The 22,628-nt window shown below is 73.5% G+C and carries 17 protein-coding genes; 7 read left to right on the plus strand and 10 right to left on the minus strand.

What is annotated here, in order from left to right; translation table 11 throughout:
- Nucleotides 1-43 precede the first annotated feature (43 nt).
- Nucleotides 44-3,310 (minus strand): tetratricopeptide repeat protein, encoded by a 3,267-nt coding sequence (locus C4J65_RS21950; protein ID WP_115743921.1) that lies wholly within the window; start codon nt 3,308-3,310, stop codon nt 44-46.
- Nucleotides 3,311-3,891: 581 nt separating this feature from the next.
- On the opposite strand from C4J65_RS21950, the gene C4J65_RS21960 reads away from it, so the two are divergent.
- The 5 genes from C4J65_RS21960 (at nt 3,892) to C4J65_RS21980 (ending at nt 11,478) form a co-directional block, all read left to right on the plus strand.
- Complete coding sequence (locus C4J65_RS21960) at nt 3,892-5,418, plus strand: FAD binding domain-containing protein (RefSeq protein ID WP_115743923.1); 1,527 nt, start codon at nt 3,892-3,894, stop codon at nt 5,416-5,418.
- A complete protein-coding gene (gene xdhB, locus C4J65_RS21965; RefSeq protein ID WP_115743924.1) occupies nt 5,415-7,835 on the plus strand; it encodes a xanthine dehydrogenase molybdopterin binding subunit in 2,421 nt (806 codons plus the stop codon). Before C4J65_RS21960 ends, xdhB begins: the two co-directional genes overlap by 4 nt.
- A 1-nt stretch (nt 7,836) precedes the next feature.
- Nucleotides 7,837-8,646: a xanthine dehydrogenase accessory protein XdhC gene (gene xdhC / locus C4J65_RS21970; RefSeq protein WP_115743925.1), complete on the plus strand. Its 810-nt coding sequence runs from the start codon at nt 7,837-7,839 to the stop codon at nt 8,644-8,646.
- 190 nt (nt 8,647-8,836) lie between these two features.
- On the plus strand, nt 8,837-9,340 hold the full coding sequence (locus C4J65_RS21975) for a nucleoside deaminase (protein ID WP_115743926.1): 504 nt from the start codon (nt 8,837-8,839) through the stop codon (nt 9,338-9,340).
- Between the two features lie 95 nt (nt 9,341-9,435).
- On the plus strand, nt 9,436-11,478 hold the full coding sequence (locus tag C4J65_RS21980; protein ID WP_162833280.1) for a thioredoxin domain-containing protein: 2,043 nt from the start codon (nt 9,436-9,438) through the stop codon (nt 11,476-11,478).
- Between the two features lie 32 nt (nt 11,479-11,510).
- On the opposite strand, the gene C4J65_RS21985 is transcribed toward C4J65_RS21980, so the two are convergent.
- From C4J65_RS21985 to C4J65_RS22000, 4 genes are all read right to left on the minus strand, one after another.
- On the minus strand, nt 11,511-11,861 hold the full coding sequence (locus tag C4J65_RS21985; RefSeq protein WP_162833281.1) for a hypothetical protein: 351 nt from the start codon (nt 11,859-11,861) through the stop codon (nt 11,511-11,513).
- 49 nt (nt 11,862-11,910) lie between these two features.
- Nucleotides 11,911-12,642, minus strand: a complete 732-nt coding sequence (locus C4J65_RS21990; RefSeq protein ID WP_115743929.1) for a Mut7-C RNAse domain-containing protein — start codon at nt 12,640-12,642, stop codon at nt 11,911-11,913.
- Nucleotides 12,643-12,675: 33 nt separating this feature from the next.
- On the minus strand, nt 12,676-13,368 hold the full coding sequence (locus C4J65_RS21995) for a TetR family transcriptional regulator (RefSeq protein ID WP_162833282.1): 693 nt from the start codon (nt 13,366-13,368) through the stop codon (nt 12,676-12,678).
- 72 nt (nt 13,369-13,440) lie between these two features.
- A complete protein-coding gene (locus C4J65_RS22000; RefSeq protein ID WP_115743931.1) occupies nt 13,441-14,145 on the minus strand; it encodes a hemolysin III family protein in 705 nt (234 codons plus the stop codon).
- Nucleotides 14,146-14,452: 307 nt separating this feature from the next.
- Here C4J65_RS22000 and C4J65_RS22005 point away from each other — a divergent pair, with 307 nt between their 5' ends.
- A complete protein-coding gene (locus C4J65_RS22005; protein ID WP_115743932.1) occupies nt 14,453-16,282 on the plus strand; it encodes a phosphoenolpyruvate carboxykinase (GTP) in 1,830 nt (609 codons plus the stop codon).
- 235 nt (nt 16,283-16,517) lie between these two features.
- Here the strand turns inward: C4J65_RS22005 and C4J65_RS22010 are convergent, their stop codons facing one another.
- The 5 genes from C4J65_RS22010 to C4J65_RS22030 all read right to left on the minus strand — a co-directional run bounded on the left by C4J65_RS22010 (nt 16,518) and on the right by C4J65_RS22030 (nt 22,154).
- The gene (locus tag C4J65_RS22010) at nt 16,518-17,135 is read right to left on the minus strand and encodes a hypothetical protein (RefSeq protein WP_205351048.1); all 618 of its coding nucleotides are present in this window, start codon (nt 17,133-17,135) and stop codon (nt 16,518-16,520) included.
- Entirely contained in the window at nt 17,122-18,699 is a 1,578-nt protein-coding gene (locus C4J65_RS22015) for a VWA domain-containing protein (RefSeq protein ID WP_115743933.1), read from the minus strand. The genes C4J65_RS22010 and C4J65_RS22015 overlap by 14 nt, the downstream gene beginning before the upstream one ends.
- Nucleotides 18,696-19,898, minus strand: a complete 1,203-nt coding sequence (locus C4J65_RS22020; protein WP_240330642.1) for a toxic anion resistance protein — start codon at nt 19,896-19,898, stop codon at nt 18,696-18,698. The genes C4J65_RS22015 and C4J65_RS22020 overlap by 4 nt, the downstream gene beginning before the upstream one ends.
- An 80-nt stretch (nt 19,899-19,978) precedes the next feature.
- The gene (locus tag C4J65_RS22025) at nt 19,979-21,058 is read right to left on the minus strand and encodes a substrate-binding domain-containing protein (RefSeq protein ID WP_115743935.1); all 1,080 of its coding nucleotides are present in this window, start codon (nt 21,056-21,058) and stop codon (nt 19,979-19,981) included.
- Between the two features lie 139 nt (nt 21,059-21,197).
- Nucleotides 21,198-22,154: a hypothetical protein gene (locus C4J65_RS22030; protein WP_115743936.1), complete on the minus strand. Its 957-nt coding sequence runs from the start codon at nt 22,152-22,154 to the stop codon at nt 21,198-21,200.
- Between the two features lie 220 nt (nt 22,155-22,374).
- On the opposite strand from C4J65_RS22030, the gene C4J65_RS22035 reads away from it, so the two are divergent.
- A complete protein-coding gene (locus C4J65_RS22035; RefSeq protein WP_115743937.1) occupies nt 22,375-22,557 on the plus strand; it encodes a hypothetical protein in 183 nt (60 codons plus the stop codon).
- Nucleotides 22,558-22,628: the final 71 nt, after the last annotated feature.

Below are 22,628 nucleotides of genomic sequence, written 5' to 3' on the forward strand. Positions count from 1 at the left end.
GGCCGACCCCGGTCAGCCGCGCCGAGGGCGGGCGGCCCCGGCCTCAGGCCGTGACCGCCACGCCCATCACCTCCCGCGCCTGGCGGCCCGGGACCATGCCCAGGCGCCAGGCCTGCCAGCCCGCCTCCAGCTGTACGCCGCGCTCCAGCAGGAGCTGGTAGGCGTCCACGTAGTCGTCCAGCTTGGGGTCGCGGACCGGATGGCGGGCGCGGGACAGCTGGGCCAGCTCCTCCTGCGCCACCGCCGTGCCGATCTCCACCCCGCCGGGGGCGGCGTAGGGCAGCAGCGTGCAGCGCAGGAAGCGGGCCCAGTCCTCGCCGCGCCGGTCGCCGTACCCGGCGAAGAGGGCGGCGGCCTCGTCGCACAGGGCCAGCGCCTGCGGGGTACGGGCGTTGCCCGCGTCCACGACCGCCAGCTCCAGGCACGTCCAGGCCTCGCCGTGCCCGACGCCGATGCGCTGGAAGTCGGCGCGCGCGTCGACCAGGAGCTGGCGGGCGAAGCCCGAGTTGCGCAGCGAGCCGGTCTGGGCGGCCCGCTGGTCCCGGGTGACCCGGGCCGAGTGGTGCCGGGCGCAGGCCAGGCCGTACACGTCCCGCATCCGGGAGAACATCGTGCGGGAGCGTTCCAGTGCGCGCACCGACTGGTCCAGGGCGCCCGTCTCCTCCAGTGCCTGGCCCAGGTAGTAGATGCTCCACGCCTTGCCGCGCGCGTCCGCGTTCTCCCGGTGCCGGGTCTCCGCCCGTCGCAGCCCCTCCACCGCCGCGGACACGTCCCCGTCCACCAGCCGGGCCCGCGCCAGCTGGGTCAGCGCCCAGGCCTCGCCGCGGGCGTCCTGGGTGCGCCCGTACAGGTCCAGGGCCTCCCGCAGGTCCGACTCCGCGCCCGGCACATCGCCCATCCGCAGGTGCAGCTGGCCGAGCTGGAAGTGGGCCCAGGCCTGGCCGTGCACCGACTCGCCCGCCCGGTGCAGCACCAGTGACTCGGTGAGCAGCTCCAGCGCCTCGGCCAGCCGGGCCCGGTCGCGCTGCACCGCCGCCAGCGCGTGCAGCGTCCACGCCCGGTCCGTGGCCAGCTCCGGCGGGGCCTGGAGGTCCAGCGCCTCCTGGAGCTTGGCCGCCGCGTCGGTCAGGTTGCCCTGGTGGTGCAGCGTGATCCCCAGCGAGCACAGGGCGCGCGCCGCGCCGGCGTCGTGGTGGGCGTCCCGGTACAGGTCGACCACGGAGGCCAGCGTCGTACGCGCCTTGTCCAGCTCGCCCAGCTGCCGGGCCGCGATACCGGTGCGCCACTGCACCGAGCGCACCAGCAGCCCCTGGTCCACGGACTGCGCCAGTTCGCTGATCTCACCCAGCCGGTACAGGTCGCCGCGCAGCAGGCAGTAGTCGCACAGCGCGCCCAGCAGGTTCAGGACCGTGCCCTGGTCGACGCCCTCCGCGTGCCGCAGTGCCGCCGTGATGAAGCTCGACTCGTCGTCCAGCCAGCGCAGTGCCTCGTCCAGGGACGTGAAGCCGTACTGGCCGAACTGGTTGGAGCGGGTCGACATGTTGCCGTCGACCAGGCGCAGTACGGAGTCGGCCAGCTCGGCGTAGTTGGCGATGAGCCGTTCCTGCGCGGCCGTCCGCTCGCCGGGCTCCTCCTCGTCGGCGAGGCGGGCGCGGGCGAAGGCGCGCACCACGTCGTGCAGGCGGTAGCGGCTGCCGCGGACGTGGTCGATCAGTCCCGCCCGCGACAGCGCCGCGAGCTGCCGGGTCGCCTCCGTCTCGTCCGTGGCCAGCAGCGCGGCGGCGGCCGCGGCACCCAGCGAGGTGCGCCCCGCGAGCGCCAGCCGGCGCAGCAGCCGCCGGGCCGGCTCCGACTGGTCGGTGTAGCGCAGCCACAGCGCCCGCTCGACCGGCTCCACCGGGCCGTAGGCGGCCAGGTCGGTCGCCAGCGCGCGCGGCGAGCGCGGGCCCAGCGACGACCCGGCGATCCGCAGCGCCAGCGGCAGCCCGCCGCACAGCTGCCGGATCTGCTCGCTCGACTCGGCGTCGTACGGCCCCGACGCGTCCTCGGCGGCGGCGCCCAGCAGCTCCTCCGCGCCCGCCGAGTCCAGCACCTCCACGGGCAGGTCGTACACCCGGGCGGGCAGGTCGGGCGGGAGCCGCAGCGCCTGGCGCGCGGTGACCAGCACCAGGCTGTCCGAGCGCTCCGGCACCAGCGTGCGCACCTGCTCGGGGTCCGAGGCGTCGTCGAGGACGACGGTGACCGGGACGCCGGTCAGATGCTGGTGGTACAGCTCGCTGAGCCGCTTGACCTGCTGGTCCGCGGAGGACCGCTCCCGGAACAGCAGCTGCTCGCGCGGCGCCCCGAGCCGGTTCAGCAGGTGCAGCAGGGCGTCCCGGGTGCTCAGCGGCGACTCCCCGCCCTCCACGGAGCCGACCGATCCGGAACCGCCGCCGGATCCGGGGCCGCCCGTCCCGGCGCCGCCCGCGGCGGACCCGGACCCGCGCAGGTCGACCAGGCAGGCCCCGCGGAAGTAGTCCCGCAGCTCGTGGACGGCCCGGACCGCAAGCGTCGTACGGCCGCTGCCGGGCGCCCCGTGCAGCACCACCACCGTCGGCTTGGTCTCGGTGCTCGCGCGGGCCGCCTGGACCCACTGCCGCAGCCGTGCCATCTCCGCCCGCCGGCCCGCGAACGCGCCCTCCGGTTCCGGTAGCTGCCCGAACGACTGCTCCAGCGCGCTGCGCCCCCGGGCGGCCGCGCTCTTGTCGGTACCCCGCAGCTTCGGCCCGGTCTTGGCCGGTGCGGTGGACGCGGCGAGCATCCGCTGCTGGTCCAGGAACGGCCGGATGCCGCGCACCTCCAGCGCGGTGAGCCACTGCAGCCGCAACTGCTCGGGCCCGCCGGGCTGGCCGACCGCCCCGGCCCGGTGGTGGGCGGCCGGCACATGGGCCCCGACCACCTTCACCACGGTCGCCGCCGCGCCGACGACCCCGACCGTCACCCCCGCGCCCACCGCGGTGCCGGTGCCGGTACCCAGCGCCACGTCGGCCACCACCGCGGCGACCGCGGCCACGGCGGCCACCAGCAGGGGAGTGCCGGCGCCCTCACGGGCGTAGCGCTGGCGGAAGGTGAGCTGTCCGGCCGCCGCCTCGTCGAGGGCGTGGGTGTAGGCCGTGTACTCCTCGCCCGCCGTCCCCGCCATCGCGTCCAGCGCCGCGCGCGCCCTGGAGAGCAGTACGTTCCCGTCCGTGCGTCCGCCCGAGCGCCGTACCTCCTCCTCCACGGCTCGCCTGAGCAGCCCTTCGGCCTCCACCCGATGACTGTCCCGCATGTCGCGCCCCCTCCGGCGGCATCGGTGTCCTGCCGGGTCGCCCCGGGCGCCCCGGTGGCCCCAAACGTCCCAGGGGCCCTCCCGGGCCCATCCCCGGGTCCTTCCCCGGTTATGCGTGGGTCAAGTGTCCTGCGACGAGGAGACCCTGGGGAGGGGTGGTCCGCACCGGGCGTGAGAATCGACGAATTCCACTCTTGACCCCGGTGACCGCAGCCACTAATTTGCGGGGGAAGCAGACCCATGACTACCGACAGGAGGCGACCGGCAGATGTACACCAACTCCGACCTGAGTCGCCTCGCCCGCCGCACGGTGTGGGTTTCGGGTCGGGTCGCGCACGGCTGCTGACACGCCGTTCCGCTGTGCCCCCGCGTGGCACATTCCGGGTTTTCCTTCACTTTCACCACTTCACGGCATGCCGTTGACGCGTGCCGATGTGCGCTCGCTCGACTTCCGCGGCGCGTCCGGACTCAGAAAGCTGCCTGAAATTGGCGAACATGATGAATCCACCTGTCCCGAATCGGCCTGTCCCGAATCGGCCTGTCCCGAATCGGCCTGCCCCGAGTCGAAATGAAGGTCTGTCATGGTGACGGCGCGGATCACGGTCAACGGAAAAGAAGCACCGATCGCACCGGCCGCCCCGCACACCACGGTGCTCGACTTCCTGCGCGAGCGCGGCCTCACCGGCACCAAGGAGGGCTGCGCGGAGGGCGAGTGCGGCGCCTGTTCGGTGCTGGTGGCCCGCCCGGGGGTGAACAAGCCCACCGACTGGGTGCCGGTCAACGCCTGCCTGGTCCCGGTCGCGGCGCTCGACGGGCAGGAAGTCGTCACCTCCGAGGGGCTCGCCACCGTCGAGGCGCCCGGTACACCGCCCGTCCTGCACCCGGTGCAGGAGGAGATGGCGGCCCGCGGCGGCTCCCAGTGCGGTTACTGCACGCCGGGATTCGTCTGCAGCATGGCGGCCGAGTACTACCGGCCCGACCGCTGCGCCCACGCGGACCGGGGCGCGGACCCGAGCGCTGCCGACAGCGCCGACAGCCACGACAGCGGTGACAGTCGCGACAGCGGCGACAGTCACGACGCCGAGCACGGCCCGAACGGCTTCGACCTGCACGCGCTCAGCGGCAACCTGTGCCGCTGCACCGGCTACCGGCCGATCCGCGACGCCGCGTTCGCCGTCGGCGCGCCCACCGACGAGGATCCGCTGGCCCGGCGCCGCGAGCAGGACCCGCCCGCGCCGGTCGCCACCGAATACCGCCAGGACGACAGCGCCTTCCTGCGCCGCAGCACCCTGGCCGAGACCCTGCGGCTGCTGCGCGAGCGGCCCGACGCCGTGGTGGTCGCCGGCAGCACCGACTGGGGCGTCGAGGTCAACATCCGCTCCCGGCGGGCGGATTGCGTGGTCGCCGTCGACCGGCTGCCCGAACTGCGCGAGCTGCGCGTCGAGTCCGACCACGTCGAGATCGGGGCGGCGCTGACACTCACCGAGATCGAACGCCGCCTCGACGGCGCCGTCCCGCTGCTGGCGCAGCTGTTCCCGCAGTTCGCGTCCCGGCTGATCCGCAACGGCGCGACCCTCGGCGGCAACCTGGGCACCGGCTCGCCCATCGGCGACAGCCCGCCGGTGCTGCTCGCGCTGGAGGCGTCGCTGGTGCTCGCCGACGCCGACGGCGAGCGCGAGGTCCCGCTGGCCGACTACTTCACCGGCTACCGGCAGAGCGTGCGCCGTCCCGGCGAGCTGATCCGCGCCGTGCGCCTGCCGCTGCCGCTTGCTCCGGTCACGGCCTTCCACAAGATCGCCAAGCGGCGCTTCGACGACATCTCCAGCGTGGCGGTCGCCTTCGCGCTCGACATCGAGGACGGCACCGTCCGCAAGGCGCGCATCGGGCTCGGCGGCGTGGCCGCCACCCCGGTCCGCGCGCTCGCCACCGAGGCCGCCCTGGAGGGACGGCCGTGGACCGCCGGGACCGCCGAGGCCGCGGCCGAGGTGCTGCGGGGCGAGGGCACGCCGATGAGCGACCACCGCGCCAGCGCCGACTACCGTTCCGCGATGCTCGGCCAGAGCCTGCTGAAGCTGTACGCACAGACCACCGAGGCGGTGCCGTCATGAGCCACCTGTCCGAGCGTCCCGAGAAGCCGGTCGTCGGCGTCGCGATGCCGCACGAGAGTGCCGTCCAGCACGTCACCGGCACCGCGCTGTACACCGACGACCTGGTCCAGCGCACCAAGGACGTGCTGCACGCCTACCCGGTCCAGGTCATGAAGGCCCGCGGCCGGGTCACCGCACTGCGCACCGGGCCCGCACTCGCGGTGCCCGGCGTGGTGCGGGTCCTGACCGGCGCCGACGTACCCGGCGTCAACGACGCCGGCATGAAGCACGACGAGCCGCTCTTCCCCGACGAGGTCATGTTCCACGGCCACGCCGTCGCCTGGGTGCTCGGCGAGACCCTGGAGGCGGCCCGGCTCGGCGCGGCGGCCGTGGAGGTGGACCTCGAGGAGCTGCCCTCGGTCATCACGCTCCAGGACGCCATCGCGGCGGACAGCTACCACGGTGCCCGCCCCGTCATGACGCACGGCGACGTCGACGCGGGCTTCGCCGACTCGGCGCACGTGTTCACCGGCGAGTTCCAGTTCTCCGGGCAGGAGCACTTCTACCTGGAGACACACGCGGCCCTCGCCCAGGTCGACGAGAACGGGCAGGTGTTCATCCAGAGCAGCACCCAGCACCCGTCCGAGACCCAGGAGATCGTCTCGCACGTGCTCGGCGTGCCCGCCCACGAGGTGACCGTGCAGTGCCTGCGGATGGGCGGTGGCTTCGGCGGCAAGGAGATGCAGCCGCACGGTTTCGCGGCCGTCGCCGCGCTCGGCGCCAGGCTGACCGGCCGCCCGGTGCGGTTCCGGCTCAACCGCACCCAGGACCTCACCATGTCCGGCAAGCGGCACGGATTCCACGCCACCTGGCGGATCGGCTTCGACACCGAGGGCCGCATCCAGGCCCTCGACGCCACGCTGACCGCGGACGGCGGCTGGAGTCTTGACCTGTCCGAGCCGGTGCTCGCCCGCGCGCTGTGCCACATCGACAACACGTACTGGATCCCCAACGCGCGGGTCGCCGGCCGCATCGCCCGGACCAACACGGTCTCCAACACCGCCTTCCGCGGCTTCGGCGGACCGCAGGGCATGCTGGTGATCGAGGACATCCTGGGCCGCTGCGCGCCCCGGCTCGGCGTGGACGCCAGGGAGCTGCGGGAACGCAACTTCTACCGGCCCGGCCAGGGCCAGACGACACCGTACGGGCAGCCCGTCACCCAGCCCGAGCGGATCGCCGCCGTCTGGCAGCAGGTCCAGGACAACGGCCGCGTCGCCGACCGCGAGCGCGAGATCGCCGCCTTCAACGCCGCGCACCCGCACACCAAGCGGGCCCTCGCGGTCACCGGCGTGAAGTTCGGCATCTCGTTCAACCTGACCGCCTTCAACCAGGGCGGCGCGCTGGTGCTGATCTACAAGGACGGCTCCGTCCTGATCAACCACGGCGGCACCGAGATGGGCCAGGGCCTGCACACCAAGATGCTCCAGGTGGCCGCGACCACGCTGGGCATTCCGCTGCACAAGGTGCGCCTCGCCCCGACCCGGACCGACAAGGTGCCCAACACCTCCGCCACCGCGGCCAGTTCCGGAGCCGACCTGAACGGCGGGGCGGTGAAGAACGCCTGCGAGCAACTGCGCGAGCGGCTGCTGCGGGTCGCCGCGAGCCAACTGGGCTCGGGCGCCGCGGACGTGCGCATCGCCGAGGGCGTCGCACGCACCCTGGGCAGCGACCGGGAGCTGGCCTGGGACGACCTGGTGCGCACCGCGTACCTCCAGCGGGTCCAGCTCTCGGCGGCCGGCTACTACCGGACCGAGGGGCTGCACTGGGACGCCAGGACGTTCCGGGGGTCGCCCTTCAAGTACTTCGCCATCGGCGCCGCCGCGACCGAGGTGGAGGTGGACGGCTTCACCGGCGCGTACCGCATCCGGCGGGTGGACATCGTGCACGACGTCGGCGACAGCCTCTCCCCGCTGATCGACATCGGCCAGGTCGAGGGCGGTTTCGTGCAGGGCGCGGGCTGGCTGACGCTGGAGGACCTGCGCTGGGACACCGGCGACGGCCCGAACCGCGGCCGCCTGCTGACCCAGGCCGCCAGCACCTACAAGCTGCCGAGCTTCTCGGAGATGCCCGAGGAGTTCAACGTCACCCTCCTGGAGAACGCCACCGAAGAAGGCGCGGTGTTCGGTTCCAAGGCGGTGGGCGAGCCCCCGCTGATGCTGGCGTTCTCGGTGCGCGAGGCGCTGCGTCAGGCGGCCGCCGCGTTCGGGCCGAGGGGGACCGCCGTCGAGCTGGCCTCGCCCGCCACCCCGGAGGCCGTGTACTGGGCGATCCAGTCGGCCCGGCGGGGTGACAACGCCGGAGACGGCCGGGCCGGCGACGCCGCGGCCTTCGACGACGGCGCGGTCCGCACCGGCGTGGAAGCGCTGAGCGGTGCCTGACATGACCTGGGTCGCCGCGGTCGCGCGGTTGCGGGCCCGCCGGGAGCCCGGCGTGCTGGTGACCGTCGCGACCGTGCGCGGCCACGCCCCACGGGCCGCCGGTGCCAAACTCGTCGTGGGACGGACCGGGACCTGGGGCTCGATCGGCGGCGGCAACGTCGAGGCCGTCGCCGTCGACCGGGCCCGGGAGATGATCGCCGCGGCCGCGCCGGAACCGGAGATGCTGGACTTCGCCCTCAACGACAAGGTGACCAACCGGCACGGCGTGCAGTGCTGCGGCGGCACCGTCGCCGTACTGCTCGAACCGCTGCCGGTGGTCCGGGCGGTGGCGGTCTTCGGCGTCGGGCACGTCGGCCTGGAACTGGCGCGCATCCTGGCCCGCCAGGACCTCGACCTGCACCTGGTCGACAGCCGCGCCGAGCTCCTGGCCGAGGAGCGGCTCGGCGTGCTGGCGGACGCCGTGGCGCAGGTGCGCACGCACCACACGCCGCTGCTGCCGGAGGAGGTGCTGGCCGAGCTGCCGCCCGGCACCCACGTCCTGATCATGACCCACGACCACGCCGAGGACGCCGCCCTGTGCGACGCCGCCCTGCGCACGGACCATCTGGGGTCCATCGGACTGATCGGCTCGGCGGCCAAGTGGGCGCGCTTCCGCAAGCGCCTCGCCGACGAGGGCGGCCACGACGACGCCGTCATCGACCGGATCAAGACCCCGATCGGGCTGGCCGACATCACCGGCAAGGAGCCCGCGACCATCGCCGTGAGCGTCGCGGCCGACCTGCTGCGCACCTTCGAGGCGGACCGGACCTGACCCCTCCGGGGCCCTCGCGGACCCTTGTGGGAATCTACGAAGCGCCGGTCGCGGCCGGTCCGTAGTTCATGTTTTCGGCCCCTGGCCGGGTCTCGCCGGCGAGCTGTGTACTGCTCCTGCGCATCCTCCCCGTGAAGCGCAGGCCCGCACGCCGTACTCCCGCACGCTGCCCGCCCAAGAAGGAGCACGCATGACCACCGACACCCTCGACGCCGGCATCCGCGAGTCCGAGCGCGCCTGGATGGACAAGGCCATCGAGCTGGCCACCACCAGCGTCCGCGACGGCGGCGGCCCCTTCGGCGCCCTGATCGCCAAGGGCGGTGAGATCGTCGCCCTCGGCAGCAACCAGGTGACCGCCGGCCTCGACCCCACCGCGCACGCCGAGGTCAGCGCCATCCGAGCGGCCTGCAGGGCGCTCGGCACGTTCAGTCTGGAAGGCTGCACCCTCGTCACGTCGTGCGAGCCCTGCCCGATGTGCCTCTCCTCGGCCCTGTGGGCCCGCGTCGACCGCCTCGTCTTCTCCGCCGACCGCCACGACGCCGCCGTGGCCGGCTTCGACGACCGCAAGTTCTACGACCTGTTCGAGAAGCGTCCGCAGGCGAACTGGCCCATGACCGTGGAACACCTCGACCTGCCCCACCGCACCCAGCCGTTCGACGCCTGGATCGCCAAGACCGACCGGGTCGACTACTGAGCACGAGCCTCCCCGAGGCTCCGGCCGCCCCACCCGTACGTCCCTCCACCCGTGGCGTATGGGCGGGGCGGCGGCACGTGCGCGAGGATGGACGCATGCCCAACCGACTTGCGCAGGCGACGTCCCCCTACCTCCTCCAGCACGCGGAGAACCCGGTCGACTGGTGGCCGTGGGAGGCCGAGGCGTTCGAAGAAGCCCGGCGGCGCGGCGTCCCCGTCCTGCTGAGCGTCGGCTACAGCGCGTGCCACTGGTGCCACGTCATGGCGCACGAGTCGTTCGAGGACGGGCCCACCGCCGAGTACCTCAACTCGCACTTCGTGAGCGTCAAGGTCGACCGCGAGGAGCGTCCCGACGTCGACGCCGTCTACATGGAGGCCGTGCAGGCGGCGACCGGGCAGGGCGGCTGGCCCATGACCGTGTTCCTCACGCCGGACGCGGAGCCCTTCTACTTCGGCACCTACTTCCCGCCCGAGCCCCGGCACGGCATGCCCTCCTTCCGTCAGGTGCTCCAGGGCGTCCAGCAGGCCTGGGCCGAGCGGCGCGACGAGGTCGACGAGGTCGCCGGGAAGATCGTCCGGGACCTCGCCGGGCGGGAGATCTCCTACGGCGACGCCGAGGCGCCCGGCGAGGAGCAGCTCGGGCAGGCGCTGCTCGGGCTCACCCGGGAGTACGACGCGCAGCGCGGCGGGTTCGGCGGGGCGCCGAAGTTCCCGCCGTCCATGGCGGTCGAGTTCCTGCTGCGCCACCACGCCCGCACCGGCGCCGAGGGCGCCCTCCAGATGGCGGCCGACACCTGCGAGCGGATGGCGCGCGGCGGCATCTACGACCAGCTGGGCGGCGGCTTCGCCCGCTACTCCGTGGACCGCGAGTGGGTCGTGCCGCACTTCGAGAAGATGCTGTACGACAACGCGCTGCTGTGCCGCGTGTACGCCCACCTGTGGCGGGCCACCGGCTCGGACCTGGCCCGCCGGGTCGCGCTGGAGACCGCCGACTTCATGGTGCGGGAACTGCGCACCGCCGAGGGCGGGTTCGCCTCCGCGCTGGACGCGGACAGCGACGACGGAACCGGGAGGCACGTCGAGGGCGCCTACTACGTGTGGACGCCCGCGCAGCTCACCGAGGTGCTCGGTGCCGAGGACGCGGAGCTGGCCGCGCAGTACTTCGGCGTGACCCAGGAGGGCACCTTCGAGCACGGCGCCTCCGTGCTGCAACTGCCGCAGCAGGAGGGCGTCTTCGACGCCGCGCGGATCGCGTCGGTCCGGGAGCGGCTGCTCGCCGCGCGGGACGGCCGCCCCGCTCCGGGCCGGGACGACAAGGTGGTCGCCGCCTGGAACGGCCTGGCGATCGCCGCGCTCGCCGAGACCGGCGCCTACTTCGAACGCCCCGACCTGGTCGAGGCCGCCGTCGCCGCCGCCGACCTGCTGGTGCGGCTGCACCTCGACGAGCAGGTCCGGCTCACCCGCACCAGCAAGGACGGCCGGGCCGGTGCCAACGCCGGCGTGCTGGAGGACTACGCCGACGTGGCCGAGGGCTTCCTCGCGCTGGCGTCGGTCACCGGGGAGGGCGTCTGGCTGGACTTCGCCGGTTTCCTGCTCGACCACGTCCTCGTCCGCTTCACGGACGAGTCCGGCTCGCTGTACGACACCGCGGCCGACGCCGAGCAGTTGATCCGCCGCCCGCAGGACCCCACCGACAACGCCACGCCGTCCGGCTGGAGCGCCGCCGCGGGCGCCCTGCTGTCGTACGCCGCCCACACCGGCTCCGCGCCCCACCGCACCGCCGCCGAACGCGCCCTCGGCGTGGTCAAGGCGCTCGGCCCGCGCGTCCCGCGCTTCATCGGCTGGGGACTGGCGGCCGCCGAGGCACTGCTCGACGGCCCGCGCGAAGTCGCCGTCGTCGCCGCGGAGCCGGCCGACCCCGCCGCGCGCGGGCTGCACCGTACGGCGCTGCTCGGCACCGCGCCCGGGACGGTCGTCGCCTTCGGCACCGAGGGGAGCGAGGAGTTCCCGCTGCTCGCCGACCGGCCCCTGGTGGGCGGGGCACCGGCCGCGTACGTCTGCCGGAACTTCACCTGCGACGCACCGACCACCGACCCGGAGCGACTGCGTGCGGCGCTGGGCGTCGCCCCGAGCGGCTGAGCCGGCGCGCACCGGCCCGGCCGGCAGGGGCGTCAGGCGTCGGCGAGGATCAGCGCGCCCAGCGTGAGCTGCGCGCCCCACTGCAGGACCACGGCCCCGCACCTGGCGGGCGTCCACCGGGTGCGGGGCAGGGCCAGGGCCAGTGCGCCCAGGGCGGCCGAGGCCCAGAAGCACGCCCACAGGGCGCCGCCGGGAACACGCGAGCACTGCTCGCCGTACGTCAGGCAGCGGCTGCCCCGCTCGGAGGCGAGCACGACGGTCCACGCGAGGACGACGGTCGGCAGGAGCAGGACGAGTCCGGCCACGGAGCCGGTGGTCAGGGCGCGGGCGGAGAGCTGCGTGTGGGTGAGCTCGGCGGCGGGGAGCCGCGACGCGGTGGTCATGGCGACCAGCACACCGTGCGGACCGGCCGCCGGTGATGGGCCGAACTGCTCAACCGCCCTGAGTACTCCTGCTCACGGCGCGCTCCACGATCGCCGCCAGCTGCTCGTGGTGCGCGCCCCGCCAGTAGGCGCGGCCGCACGCGGTGCACTGGGCGAAGACGTCGTACGACCGCTGCGTGCCGCCCTTGAGCTGCTCCGCCACCTCTTCCTTGGTGGCCGCCCCGAGCAGTCCGTTGCAGGCGGTGCACCGAGTCCAGGGGCGCAGGGCGGGCCGGAACCGGTCCAGGACCTCCTGGAGCTGCTCCTCGGGGCGGGTGCTGTAGACGTAGCCGCCGGCCCACAGCTCGCGTCGGCGCAGCAGTCCGCGGTCGCGGCTGAGCAGGACCCGCTTCTCGGCCGCGGACAGTGCGGCGAGCGCCGGGTCGCCGAGGTCCGTCGACTCGTACGCCGTGTCCACGCCGAGCAGCCGCAGCCGGCGGGCGAGGGTGCCGAGGTGCACGTCGAGCAGGAACCGCAGGGGAGCGCCGGGAACCTGCTGAGGGTGCTGGACGGGCCGCACGCGCACCGACTCGCCGCCCGCCGGGATGTGGCCGCGCGGGACCTCGCGGCCGTCGACGAGCAGGGCACCGACCTCGGTCAGCGGCACACCGAGGGACTCGACGAGATGGCCGAGGGTGGAGACGCCGTCGGTGGCCGCGCGGGCGACGCCGGTGGGGCGGGCGCGCGGGACGAACAGGTGCAGCTCGGGGGCGAACTCGACGTGGATCTCGGGACCGTTCACCCGGTCAGGATGCCACGGGGCGGGGCCCTGGCCTCAGCCTTTTCGAGGGCCTTCCCGGCGGCCTTCCCGGTGGCCCTCTCGGTGGCCTCCCCGGAGGGCGGGCAGCCCGTTCTCCAGGGCGTCCAGGGCGCGGTCGACCAGTTCGGCCAGGCTCTCCTCGTGGTCGTGCTCGGCCCAGTACCGGGAGACCTCCATCAGGCCGCCGACCAGGGACATCGACACGATCCTGACCTCGAGGCCGTCCGGGTCGAGGCCGGTGCGGTCGGCGATGGCGCGGGCGAGCATCCGGCCGGTGGCCGACATGTTCTCCAGCATGCGCGAGCGCACCGCGGGCACCTCGGCCAGCAGTCGCGTCCGCAGCCGGGTCAGTTCGGCCTCCTCGCCGGCGCCGAGGTCGAGGGCCTTGCGCAGCACGTGCCGCAGGGAGTCCGACCAGGGTTCCCCCGCGGGCCGGGCGGCGAGTTCCGCGGCCATGACCGGGTCGTACTCGTCCGTGAGGACGATGTCCTCCTTGGTCGGGAAGTAGCGCAGCACGGTCGACGGGGACACCTCGGCGCGCTCGGCGATCTGCTCGACCGTCGTGGTCTCATACCCCTGCTGACGGATCAGCCCGTAGGCCGCGGCGCGGATCGCCTCACGGGTCTTGATCTTCTTCCGCTCCCGCAGACCCGGCCGCGGCGTCTCGGCGGGGGAGGGGGCGGAACGTGCGGCGGTCATACGGATCATTCTCGGCCACGCGAGGACCGTGTGACGACCGTACGGCGGCGACCGGTGGCGACCGGTGGCGGCCCGGGCGGCCTAGTACGCCACCAGCGAGATCCCCACGTAGTGCGCGATGAAGGCGGCCAGGGTGAAGGAGTGGAACACCTCGTGGAAGCCGAACCAGCGCGGTGAGGGGTTGGGGCGCTTGAGGCCGTAGATCACGCCGCCCGCGCTGTAGAGCAGGCCGCCGACGATCACCAGGACGAGGACGGCGATGCCGCCGGCCCGCATGAACTCGGGCAGGTAGAAGACGGCCGCCCAGCCCATGGCGAGGTAGCAGGGGGTGTAGAGCCAGCGCGGGGCACCGACCCAGAAGACGCGGAAGACGATGCCGGCCGCGGCGGCCGCCCAGATGCCCCACAGCAGCCACTCGCCCTTGGCGCCGGGCAGCAGCAGCATCGTGAGCGGGGTGTAGGTGCCCGCGATGATCAGGAAGATGTTGGCGTGGTCGAGGCGGCGCAGTACGCCGTCCATGCGCGGGCTCCAGTTGCCCCGGTGGTAGAGCGCGCTGACGCCGAACAGCAGGCAGGCCGTCAGGACGTAGACACCGCAGGCTATCCGGCCCTCGGGCGACTCGGCGAGGGCGGTGAGCACCAGACCGGCGATCAGGACGGCGGGGAACATGCCGAGGTGCAGCCAGCCGCGCAGCTTCGGCTTGGCCGGATGCGGGAGGGGGAGCGCTACAGGCCCGCGGCCGCCGGCCGGCAGGTCCCTGGGCGCGTCGGGGACGGACGCAGTCATGGGCGCATCGTACCTACGGTTCCGTAAGTTACGTATCAGTACGGACGTATGGCGCATGGCGAGTGGCCATCGTCTCACGGGGAATCCGGCGTCGCACCCCGGCCCGCGCCCCCGTCGCACCCCCTGTGGGTACGTGGCGATCCTCACGCCGCTCAGTTGTGACGCCCTCTGGACAGATGGGCGCTCAGGTCGGATGATCAAATGAGTGCGGTCGACACCGGATGAGCGCCCACGAGGCACACGTCACGCGTCCGGGTCGCAGCCCCCACGGGGCCTCCAACAAAAAACCCCTCATTTAGGAGCAATCGTGGCGCGCGACATCGCTGCTCCCCCCGTCCCCACCAACCACCAGGAACTGATCTCGTGGGTGAACGAGATCGCCGAACTGACCCAGCCGGACGCAGTGGTCTGGTGCGACGGATCCGAGGCCGAGTACGAGCGCCTGTGCGGGGAGCTCGTCGAGAAGGGCACCTTCCGCAAACTCGACCCGATCAAGCGCCCCAACTCGTACTACGCGGCCTCCGACCCCACCGACGTCGCGCGCGTCGAGGACCGGACCTTCATCTGCTCCGCCAAGGAGGAGGACGCGGGCCCGACCAACCACTGGAAGGACCCCGCCGAGATGCGGGCCGTCTTTACCGGTGACAAGGGCGAGGGCGGTCTGTTCCGCGGCTCGATGCGCGGCCGGACCATGTACGTCGTGCCCTTCTGCATGGGCCCCCTCGGCTCCCCGCTCTCCGCGCTCGGCGTCGAGATCACCGACTCCGCGTACGTCGCCGCCTCCATGCGCACCATGACCCGCATGGGACAGCCGGTCCTGGAGGAGCTGGGCGAGACGGGCTTCTTCGTCAAGGCCGTGCACTCCGTCGGCGCCCCGCTGGAGCCCGGCCAGGCGGACGTCCCCTGGCCCTGCAACAGCACCAAGTACATCTCGCACTTCCCCGAGGACCGCGAGATCTGGTCCTACGGCTCCGGCTACGGCGGCAACGCCCTGCTCGGCAAGAAGTGCTACGCCCTGCGCATCGCCTCCGTCATGGCCCGCGACGAGGGCTGGCTCGCCGAGCACATGCTGGTGCTGAAGCTGACCCCGCCCACCGGCGCGCCCAAGTACGTCGCCGCCGCCTTCCCGTCGGCCTGCGGCAAGACCAACCTCGCCATGCTGGAGCCGACGATCTCCGGCTGGACCGTGGAGACCATCGGCGACGACATCGCCTGGATGCGCTTCGGCGAGGACGGCCGCCTGTACGCCATCAACCCCGAGGCCGGCTTCTTCGGCGTCGCGCCCGGCACCGGTGAGCACACCAACGCCAACGCCATGAAGACCCTCTGGGGCAACTCGGTCTTCACCAACGTCGCCCTCACCGACGACGGCGACGTCTGGTGGGAGGGCATGACCGAGGAGACCCCGGCCCACCTGACGGACTGGAAGGGCAACGACTGGACGCCCGAGTCCGCCGCGCCCGCCGCGCACCCCAACGCCCGCTTCACCACGCCCGCCGCGCAGTGCCCGATCATCGCGCCGGAGTGGGAGGACCCCAGGGGAGTGCCGATCTCGGCGATCCTCTTCGGCGGCCGCCGCGCCACCGCCGTACCGCTGGTCACCGAGTCCTTCGACTGGAACCACGGCGTCTTCCTCGGCGCCAACGTGGCCTCCGAGAAGACCGCCGCCGCCGAGGGCAAGGTCGGCGAGCTGCGCCGCGACCCCTTCGCCATGCTGCCGTTCTGCGGCTACAACATGGGCGACTACATGGGGCACTGGATCGACGTGGCCAAGGACAAGGACCAGTCCAAGCTGCCCAAGATCTACTACGTCAACTGGTTCCGCAAGGACGACGACGGCAGGTTCGTCTGGCCCGGCTTCGGCGAGAACGGTCGCGTCCTGAAGTGGATCGTGGAGCGCCTGGAGGGCAGGGCGGACGGCGTCGAGACCCCGATCGGCGTGCTGCCGACCAAGGAGTCCCTGGACACCGAAGGGCTCGACCTCGCCGACGCCGACCTGGAGTTCCTGCTCGGCGTCGACAAGGAGGTGTGGCGCGAGGAGGCGGCACTCGTCCCCGAGCACCTGAACACCTTCGGCGACCACACGCCCGCCGAGCTGTGGGACCAGTACCGGGCGCTGGTGCGGCGCCTGGGCTGAGCACCTCCCCACCCAGCTCCGTGGCCGGTCCGACTAGCCCTGACCCGCGAAGTCGTCACGAAGGCCGGTCACGAGGGGGTTTGCCCGCGCTCCAGTAGCTCTCCGCACCCCGGAGCGCGGGGAAGCCCCGCTCGGGCCGGGTCCCCGCACAACGGCGTGCGACGGACCCGGCCCTTCGGCGTACGACGGGCCCGGTCCCTCGGTGTGCGACGGGCCCGGTCCCTCGGTGTGCCGGTCAGTCCTCCGAGCGGTCCACGAGGTACCGCGTGTGCGACTCCTGGCGCCGGACCTCGGCGTCCCGCAGCCGGTCCGTCAGCCGCTCCGCCTCCTCCCGCAGCAGCGTCAACTGCCGCTCCAGGTGCCGCTCCGGCGGCTCCTGCCCCGGCGCCATCCGCGTCCACCAGCGGGTCCGCACATAGGCGTCCACCGCCTCCGGCACGTCCTGCCGCACCGCCCGGGACACCGTGTACAGACCGTCCGGGTCGGCCGCCAGCACCTCGGCGACCCAGCCGGGCTCCAGCAGCGCGGCCAGCAGCCCGGTCAGCTCGGCCAGCCGCTCCCCGGTGTCCGGCGGCAGCTCCACGTCCGCCAGATAGCCGCGCAGCCGTCCGAAGTCGCCGCGCACCCCCTCCAGCTGGGCCGACGGGTCCGGGAAGCCGGGCGGCGCGGGCCGCTCCGGCGGGGCGAGCAGCGCACCGGCGCCGTACAGTCCCGCGACGACCACCGGCCAGTACGGTCCCGCCACGCCCGTGAAGGTCAGCACCACGCCCGCCAGCCCGCAGGCACTGCCGGTCAAATTCTTGCGGGACTCCAGGTACGCGGCGACCCGGCCGCCGCCCCTACTGGTAGCCACGGATCTCCTCGAAGGCGCCGTCCAGGGACCCCTTTTGCGCGTCGAAGAGCCGGCCGCCGGTGAGTTCGGCGATGTGCGTCAGCTCCGCGCGGTCGGAGTCGCCGAACAGGATCGGGAACACCGGGATCTCCTGTCGCTCCTCGCTCAGCGAGCCGTAGAAGCGGTCGAAGCCGGCCGCGTCGGTACCGGTGGTGTTCTCGCCGTCCGTCATCAGCACGATCGACGTGAACGCGTCCCGCCCGCCGCCGAGATGGCCGTACGCCTTCTCCAGCGAGGTGTAGAGCGCGGTGTCGCCCTCGGCGGTCAGGCGCGCGGTGTCCCGGCGGATGCCCTCCAGGCCGGAGCCGGGGTCGGCGGGGTCCACCACATGGGTCGCCACCCGCTTCACCCGCGACCCGAACGGCATCAGCGTCACCTCCTCACGGTCGCGGAAGTCCCCGGTGAGGGCGGTGAGGGCGGTCTTCAGCCGCGCCAGCCGCTCACCCGCCATCGAGCCGGACGTGTCGAGGACGTACACCGTGCGGGACGGTCGGCGCAGGTCGTTCTCGTACGCGTCGAGCAGGCCGTCGGCGACGGAGCGCGAGCCCGGCGAGGGCAGTTCGCGCCGGCGGCTCGTGTCCAGGCCGGTGGCGGGCGGTACGGAGGTGAGGACCGGGCGGCGGTGCGTGGTGCGGGTGATCTCCCGCTGGATCTCCGGCGTGCGCAGTGCCTCGGCGAGGCGGCGGACGTCGTCGCGGGTCGCGTCGTCCGTCGCCGCGAGGGTGGAGAGCGGGTAGTCGGCGGTGAGGACGCCGTCGGTGGGGCGGATCACGGTGAGGCCCGGAATGCCCATGAGGACGGACTCGTAGTTCAGCAGCGCGTCCACGTTCCCGCGCCGCTGGTAGGCGGTCGCCAGCCAGCCGGACGAACCCGAGGTCAGCTTCTGCCCGGTGAAGAACTCCCGCAGCCTGGGCGTCGCCTTCGCCACGTCGGCGTCGGTGAGCGCGGACTGGGCGCCGGACAGCGCGGAGGCGACCGAGACGAGGGTGGCGAAGCCGGAGTTGGAGCGGGCCGGGTCGGTCATGCCGTAGGTGAGCTTCCCGTCGGCGACGGCCTGCTCGACCTGGGACCAGGTGACCGATCCGGGCCGCCAGCCCAGCCGCCGGGCGGTGGCGTCCTTGACGCCGACGGCGACCGGGCTGGCCATCACCGGCGTCTCGGAGACGATCCGCCCCGCCGCCTCCGGGCGCAGCCGCAGCGAGTCGTTGGAGGACAGCCACACGGCGTCGTACTGCCCGTCCGTCGTGCCCTTCGCCAGCATGTCCACGGCGTCGAGGGTGCCGATGGGGGTGAGCCGGACGGTGAGGCCGGTGTCCTCCCGGACCCGGTCGAGCACCGGCTTCATGTCGCTCAGCTCGCTGGAGGCCAGGACGCGCAGGGTGCCGGGCTCGGCGCTGCCCGGAACCCCGGGAGTCGGCACACCGCCCGACCCGTCCCCGTCCTTCTGCGTGGTGCAGGCGGTGAGGAGGGCGAGCGCGGTGAGGCAGACGGCGAGGGCGCGTCTCGTGCGACGGCCGTGTCTCATGCGAGGCCCCCGTCCCGGGAGGTGTCCAGGGCGCTCCGTGAACGGCTGCGCTCCAGGTACGCGTTCGCGTGCCTGAGTTCACCGGTCAGGGACTCCACGGTCGCCGCCATCGCCTCCGTCGCCTGGGCCTTGTAGGAGTCGATGGTGTCGAGGGTGCGGTAGATCTGCTGGAAGGCGGCGCGCAGGGTCTCCGCGCCCACCGCGGGGTCTGCGGCGATGCGCTGTATGTCACCGGTCTGGGTGGCGAGCATCTCCGCGTTGCCCCGGATCAGGTCCTCCGTCGTCCCGCGCAACGCGTCGACCTGCTCGACCACCTTCTTCTGGTGGTCCAGCGCGGTGGCCAGCATCACGGAGATCCGCAGGGCCGACACGGTGGTCGTGGCCGCCCGGTCGACGTCCTTGACCAGCTCCTCGTTGTTGCGGCGCACGACGTCCATCGCGAGGTAGCCCTGGGCGCACACCGCGAGCTGGGTGAGCAGGTCCTGGTGCTTCTGCCGGACCGGGAAGAGGACGTCGGCGCGCAGGGCGTCGGCGGCCTGCGGGTCGCCCGGCTCGACCCCGGCGACGTGCTCCTGCACCGCCGCGTCGAGGGCCTCGGTGAGCACGACGTACTCCTGGAGCTTGCCCATGGTCTCCCACAGGCGGACCCGCTCGGTCTGCAACGCCGCGTTGTCGCGCCGCAGTTCGTCCTGGCCGCCGCGCAGCGAGCCGACGATCCGGTTGAGGGTGCCCTGGGCGGAGGCGTACTTGGCGACGTGGTCGCGCAGCCGGTTGCCGCCGGGCAGCCGCGACAGGAGCCTGCGGCCCTTCGACGCGGGCAGGTCGCGCGGGTCCAGGTCCTCGACCACGCGCCGCAGCTCCACCAGGGAGCCCGCCACCCGGGTCTGGGCGTCGCCGCCCTTGTCGGGCAGGCTGCGCACCGTCCGTTCCAGCATGCGGTTGGACTGCGCGGCCGCGGTGCGCATCTCGGCGGCGCCGAGGCCGGTGATCTCGCCGACCTTGCCGGCGAACTCGGGCGAGCGGGCGTCGAGCGCGGCGAGTCCGTCCACGTAGGCGGCGGCCTTGCGGGCCAGGTCGGCGCGGGCCGCCTCGTCGACGGGCACGAGGCCCCCGGCCCGCTCCCTCGGTACGGGGGCGACGGGCTCGGGCGGGGTGAGGGTGAGTGTGAGGTCGTGGTCGGTGCCGTTCACGTGGCCGATTCCCCCTGTGGTCCGCTGGTGTTCCGCTGCCGGTCCGGTCCGGTCCGCCGGTGGCCGGGTCGGCCGGTGGTCGCGGGCCGTCATCGGCGTGCCCTGACGGCCATCTCGCGCAGCACCCCGGACGTGGGCACCGGCGCCTGCCGGACGCCGGTGAGACGCTGGTTGAGATACGCGGTGTGGGCCTCGGTGGCCCGGGTGAACTCGGCGGACGCGCCCTGCGGCCGGAACCCGTGCCGCACGGCCAGTCGCCGCAGCTCCGGGTCGGTGGAGAGGAGTTCGCCCAGCTCCCGGCCCGCGTCGGTGAGCGGTACGACGGTGTGGTCGCTGGTGGCGGTGGTGTCCGGGTACAGGACGACCAGGTCAGAGACGGCGTCCCCGCCCTCCCCGAGCAGTGCGGCCACCTGTGACTCGTAGGCCAGCACCAGCGGTTCGCCGACGCCGCTGGTGAAGTCCCGGAACGTGGCGTCCGAGCTGGACTTCTGGGCGCCCTGCGCCTGGACCAGCTCGCGCAGCAGGGGCGCCGTACGGTCCAGGTCGGCGTCGTTCGACACCACGCGGTCGCCGTTCGCGACGTAGGAGACGGCGGCCAGGTAGAGCGCGCCGGAGTTGGAGGTCTCCGGGTCCGTGGTCGCGACGTACAGCGTCCCGGTCAGCTCGGTGTGCCGGTCGGCGCCCTCCAGCTGCTGCCAGGTGCGGCCCGCGCGGGCCGCGTCGAGGTAGGCGTCCATCCTGAGGGTGCCGCCCCGGCTGCGCTCCAGCGTCGCGAGCCCGTTCGCCGCGAGGACCGCGGCCGTGGAGCGGTGGGCCACCACGACCAGCGGCGAGTAGAAGGGCCGGGGCAGCGGCTTTCGCACCCCGTAGGTGTCGGCGAGTTCGTCGGCCGGGGCCTGGCTGGACGGGAAGGCGAGGTCGTAGCCCTTGAGGTCCAGCTCCTCCATGGCCCAGGACCCGGAGGTCTCGGCCCGCACGGTGTAGCCCCTGGCGGCGAGGGCCTTCACCACTTCGGGGTCGGCGAAGAACTGCGCCTTCTCCGACCCGATGACCATGCGCACGGTCTTCGTTGCCGCGCCTGTCTCCTCGTTGTCCCGGCCCGTGACGGCGGCGGCCACCACGCCGCCGATCAGCAGGACCGCGAGGACGATTCCAGCGATTCGTCTCACGTGCCGAGCGTGCTCCCGGAATCAGACGTTCCTGGCGGGTCCCGGTGAACGGGAGGTGACCGCGTCATACCGGTATGCAACGGGAACCGCCCACTCCGCCCGCCCGCCCGGCACGGCGCGGACGGTGGCGATGGTGCCCTCAGTCCCCGCCGCCGTCCGAGGCCGCCGGTCCGTAGTCCTGGTACCAGTGGACGTCGAACCAGCGGGCCGTGGAGAACGGGTGGTCCGGCTCGGTGAGCATGCGGTGGACGAACTCCCCGGTCGTGCCCTCGAACCGCTCCCAGGAGTCGGGGACCTCCTCCTTCGCCAGTACGGGCCACCTGTCCGGGTCGGGGTCCCCGGTGAGCCAGTAGAACTCGTCCGCCTGCTCGGTGCTCGCCCACTGAAGCAGCCCGCCGGGCGCCGGATACACCGGGTACGGCTCCCACAGGCGGCTGTCGTGCGTGCGGGCCCACTCCCCGAGCCACTCGGTGTGCCGGACGAGGTCCGAGCTCCGGTCGTGCGCGTCGGGGACCTCGAGTTGCAGGTAGCCGTCGAAGGCTCCCGCGCCGCCGAAGATCTCGACGAGCCGCTTGTAGTCGCCGGGCAGCGGCGTCCCGAGCCGTCCCTCCACCGCCGGCCAGTCGACCGCGCGCGCCCGCGCCGTCTCCCACCCGGTGACGGTGACGATCCCGTCCACCCAGGTCGCGGGCGGGCCCGCTCCCGCGGCCGGGTCCTCCCGCTCGGCGACGAGCACCACGGGCCGGACGTCACCGTCCGCGTCCCCGGTGCCCGCCGTGCCGCAGCCGATCCACCGGTCCCCGTACGCCCACGCCCGCATCTCGACGACCCGCTCCCCGAACGGCGTGAGCAGCGGCAGCCCGGCCGCCGCGCCCGCCGCCTCCGCGGTGCCGCCGGTGACGAGGCGGAGCGGCTCCCCGAACCGCGAGGCGATCGCTTCCTCGATGCCGGGGAGGGCGGCCCACTCGGGCGGCACCAGGCACACGTGCCCCGCGCCGTGCCCGGTCGTTCCGCAGACCGGCGTGCCGGTGCGCTGCGCGGTCAGCCGGTGAACGGCCGACAGCAGCCCCTCCAGACCGTCGTGCATCGAGGACATCGGCGCTCTCCGTCCACTCGTTCGGTGGGCCGGCCGACCGCCGGGGGCCGCCGACGCCCCTGATCACCTTGACGCGAGGCGATCCTAGGCGCGGCCACCGACAACGCCCCGGCGGGCGTCAAGCATGCGCCGCCCTTCGCGCGGTACTCGGAGGAACGCGGCCGCGGAGAACTCGGAGGAGGGCGACCGCGGAGAACAGGGAAAGGGAGAGGGATCCGCCATGGCAGACGGTGATGACTTCTACACGCGGGACCGGCCGCGGGACCCCGACCCGCAGCTGAAGGAGGACCGCCCGCGCGGTGGCGGCCCGGAGGATCCGGACGGCCGCGGTACCTGGCCCGTGTGGGCGATCGTCCTCGTGATCCTCCTGGGCTTCGTCGTCCTGACGGTGCTCTTCGGCTGATCCGGCGGGCGGACGGGCGCGGGTGTGTGGCACCCGGTCCGCGCGTCGCTGCGGGTGCGCGCGGACCGGGG

The sequence above is a fragment of the Streptomyces sp. CB09001 genome (assembly GCF_003369795.1).
Classification (GTDB): Bacteria; Actinomycetota; Actinomycetes; order Streptomycetales; family Streptomycetaceae; genus Streptomyces.

Excerpts from the sequence above, each read along its gene's own strand:
- C4J65_RS21950 (WP_115743921.1), bottom strand. The coding sequence starts at position 3,310 with ATGCGGGACAGTCATCGGGTGGAGGCCGAAGGGCTGCTCAGGCGAGCC.
- C4J65_RS21960 (WP_115743923.1), top strand. The coding sequence starts at position 3,892 with ATGGTGACGGCGCGGATCACGGTCAACGGAAAAGAAGCACCGATCGCA.
- xdhB (WP_115743924.1), top strand. The coding sequence starts at position 5,415 with ATGAGCCACCTGTCCGAGCGTCCCGAGAAGCCGGTCGTCGGCGTCGCG.
- xdhC (WP_115743925.1), top strand. The coding sequence starts at position 7,837 with ATGACCTGGGTCGCCGCGGTCGCGCGGTTGCGGGCCCGCCGGGAGCCC.
- C4J65_RS21975 (WP_115743926.1), top strand. The coding sequence starts at position 8,837 with ATGACCACCGACACCCTCGACGCCGGCATCCGCGAGTCCGAGCGCGCC.
- C4J65_RS21980 (WP_162833280.1), top strand. The coding sequence starts at position 9,436 with ATGCCCAACCGACTTGCGCAGGCGACGTCCCCCTACCTCCTCCAGCAC.
- C4J65_RS21985 (WP_162833281.1), bottom strand. The coding sequence starts at position 11,861 with ATGACCACCGCGTCGCGGCTCCCCGCCGCCGAGCTCACCCACACGCAG.
- C4J65_RS21995 (WP_162833282.1), bottom strand. The coding sequence starts at position 13,368 with ATGATCCGTATGACCGCCGCACGTTCCGCCCCCTCCCCCGCCGAGACG.
- C4J65_RS22000 (WP_115743931.1), bottom strand. The coding sequence starts at position 14,145 with ATGACTGCGTCCGTCCCCGACGCGCCCAGGGACCTGCCGGCCGGCGGC.
- C4J65_RS22015 (WP_115743933.1), bottom strand. The coding sequence starts at position 18,699 with ATGAGACACGGCCGTCGCACGAGACGCGCCCTCGCCGTCTGCCTCACC.
- C4J65_RS22030 (WP_115743936.1), bottom strand. The coding sequence starts at position 22,154 with ATGTCCTCGATGCACGACGGTCTGGAGGGGCTGCTGTCGGCCGTTCAC.
- C4J65_RS22035 (WP_115743937.1), top strand. The coding sequence starts at position 22,375 with ATGGCAGACGGTGATGACTTCTACACGCGGGACCGGCCGCGGGACCCC.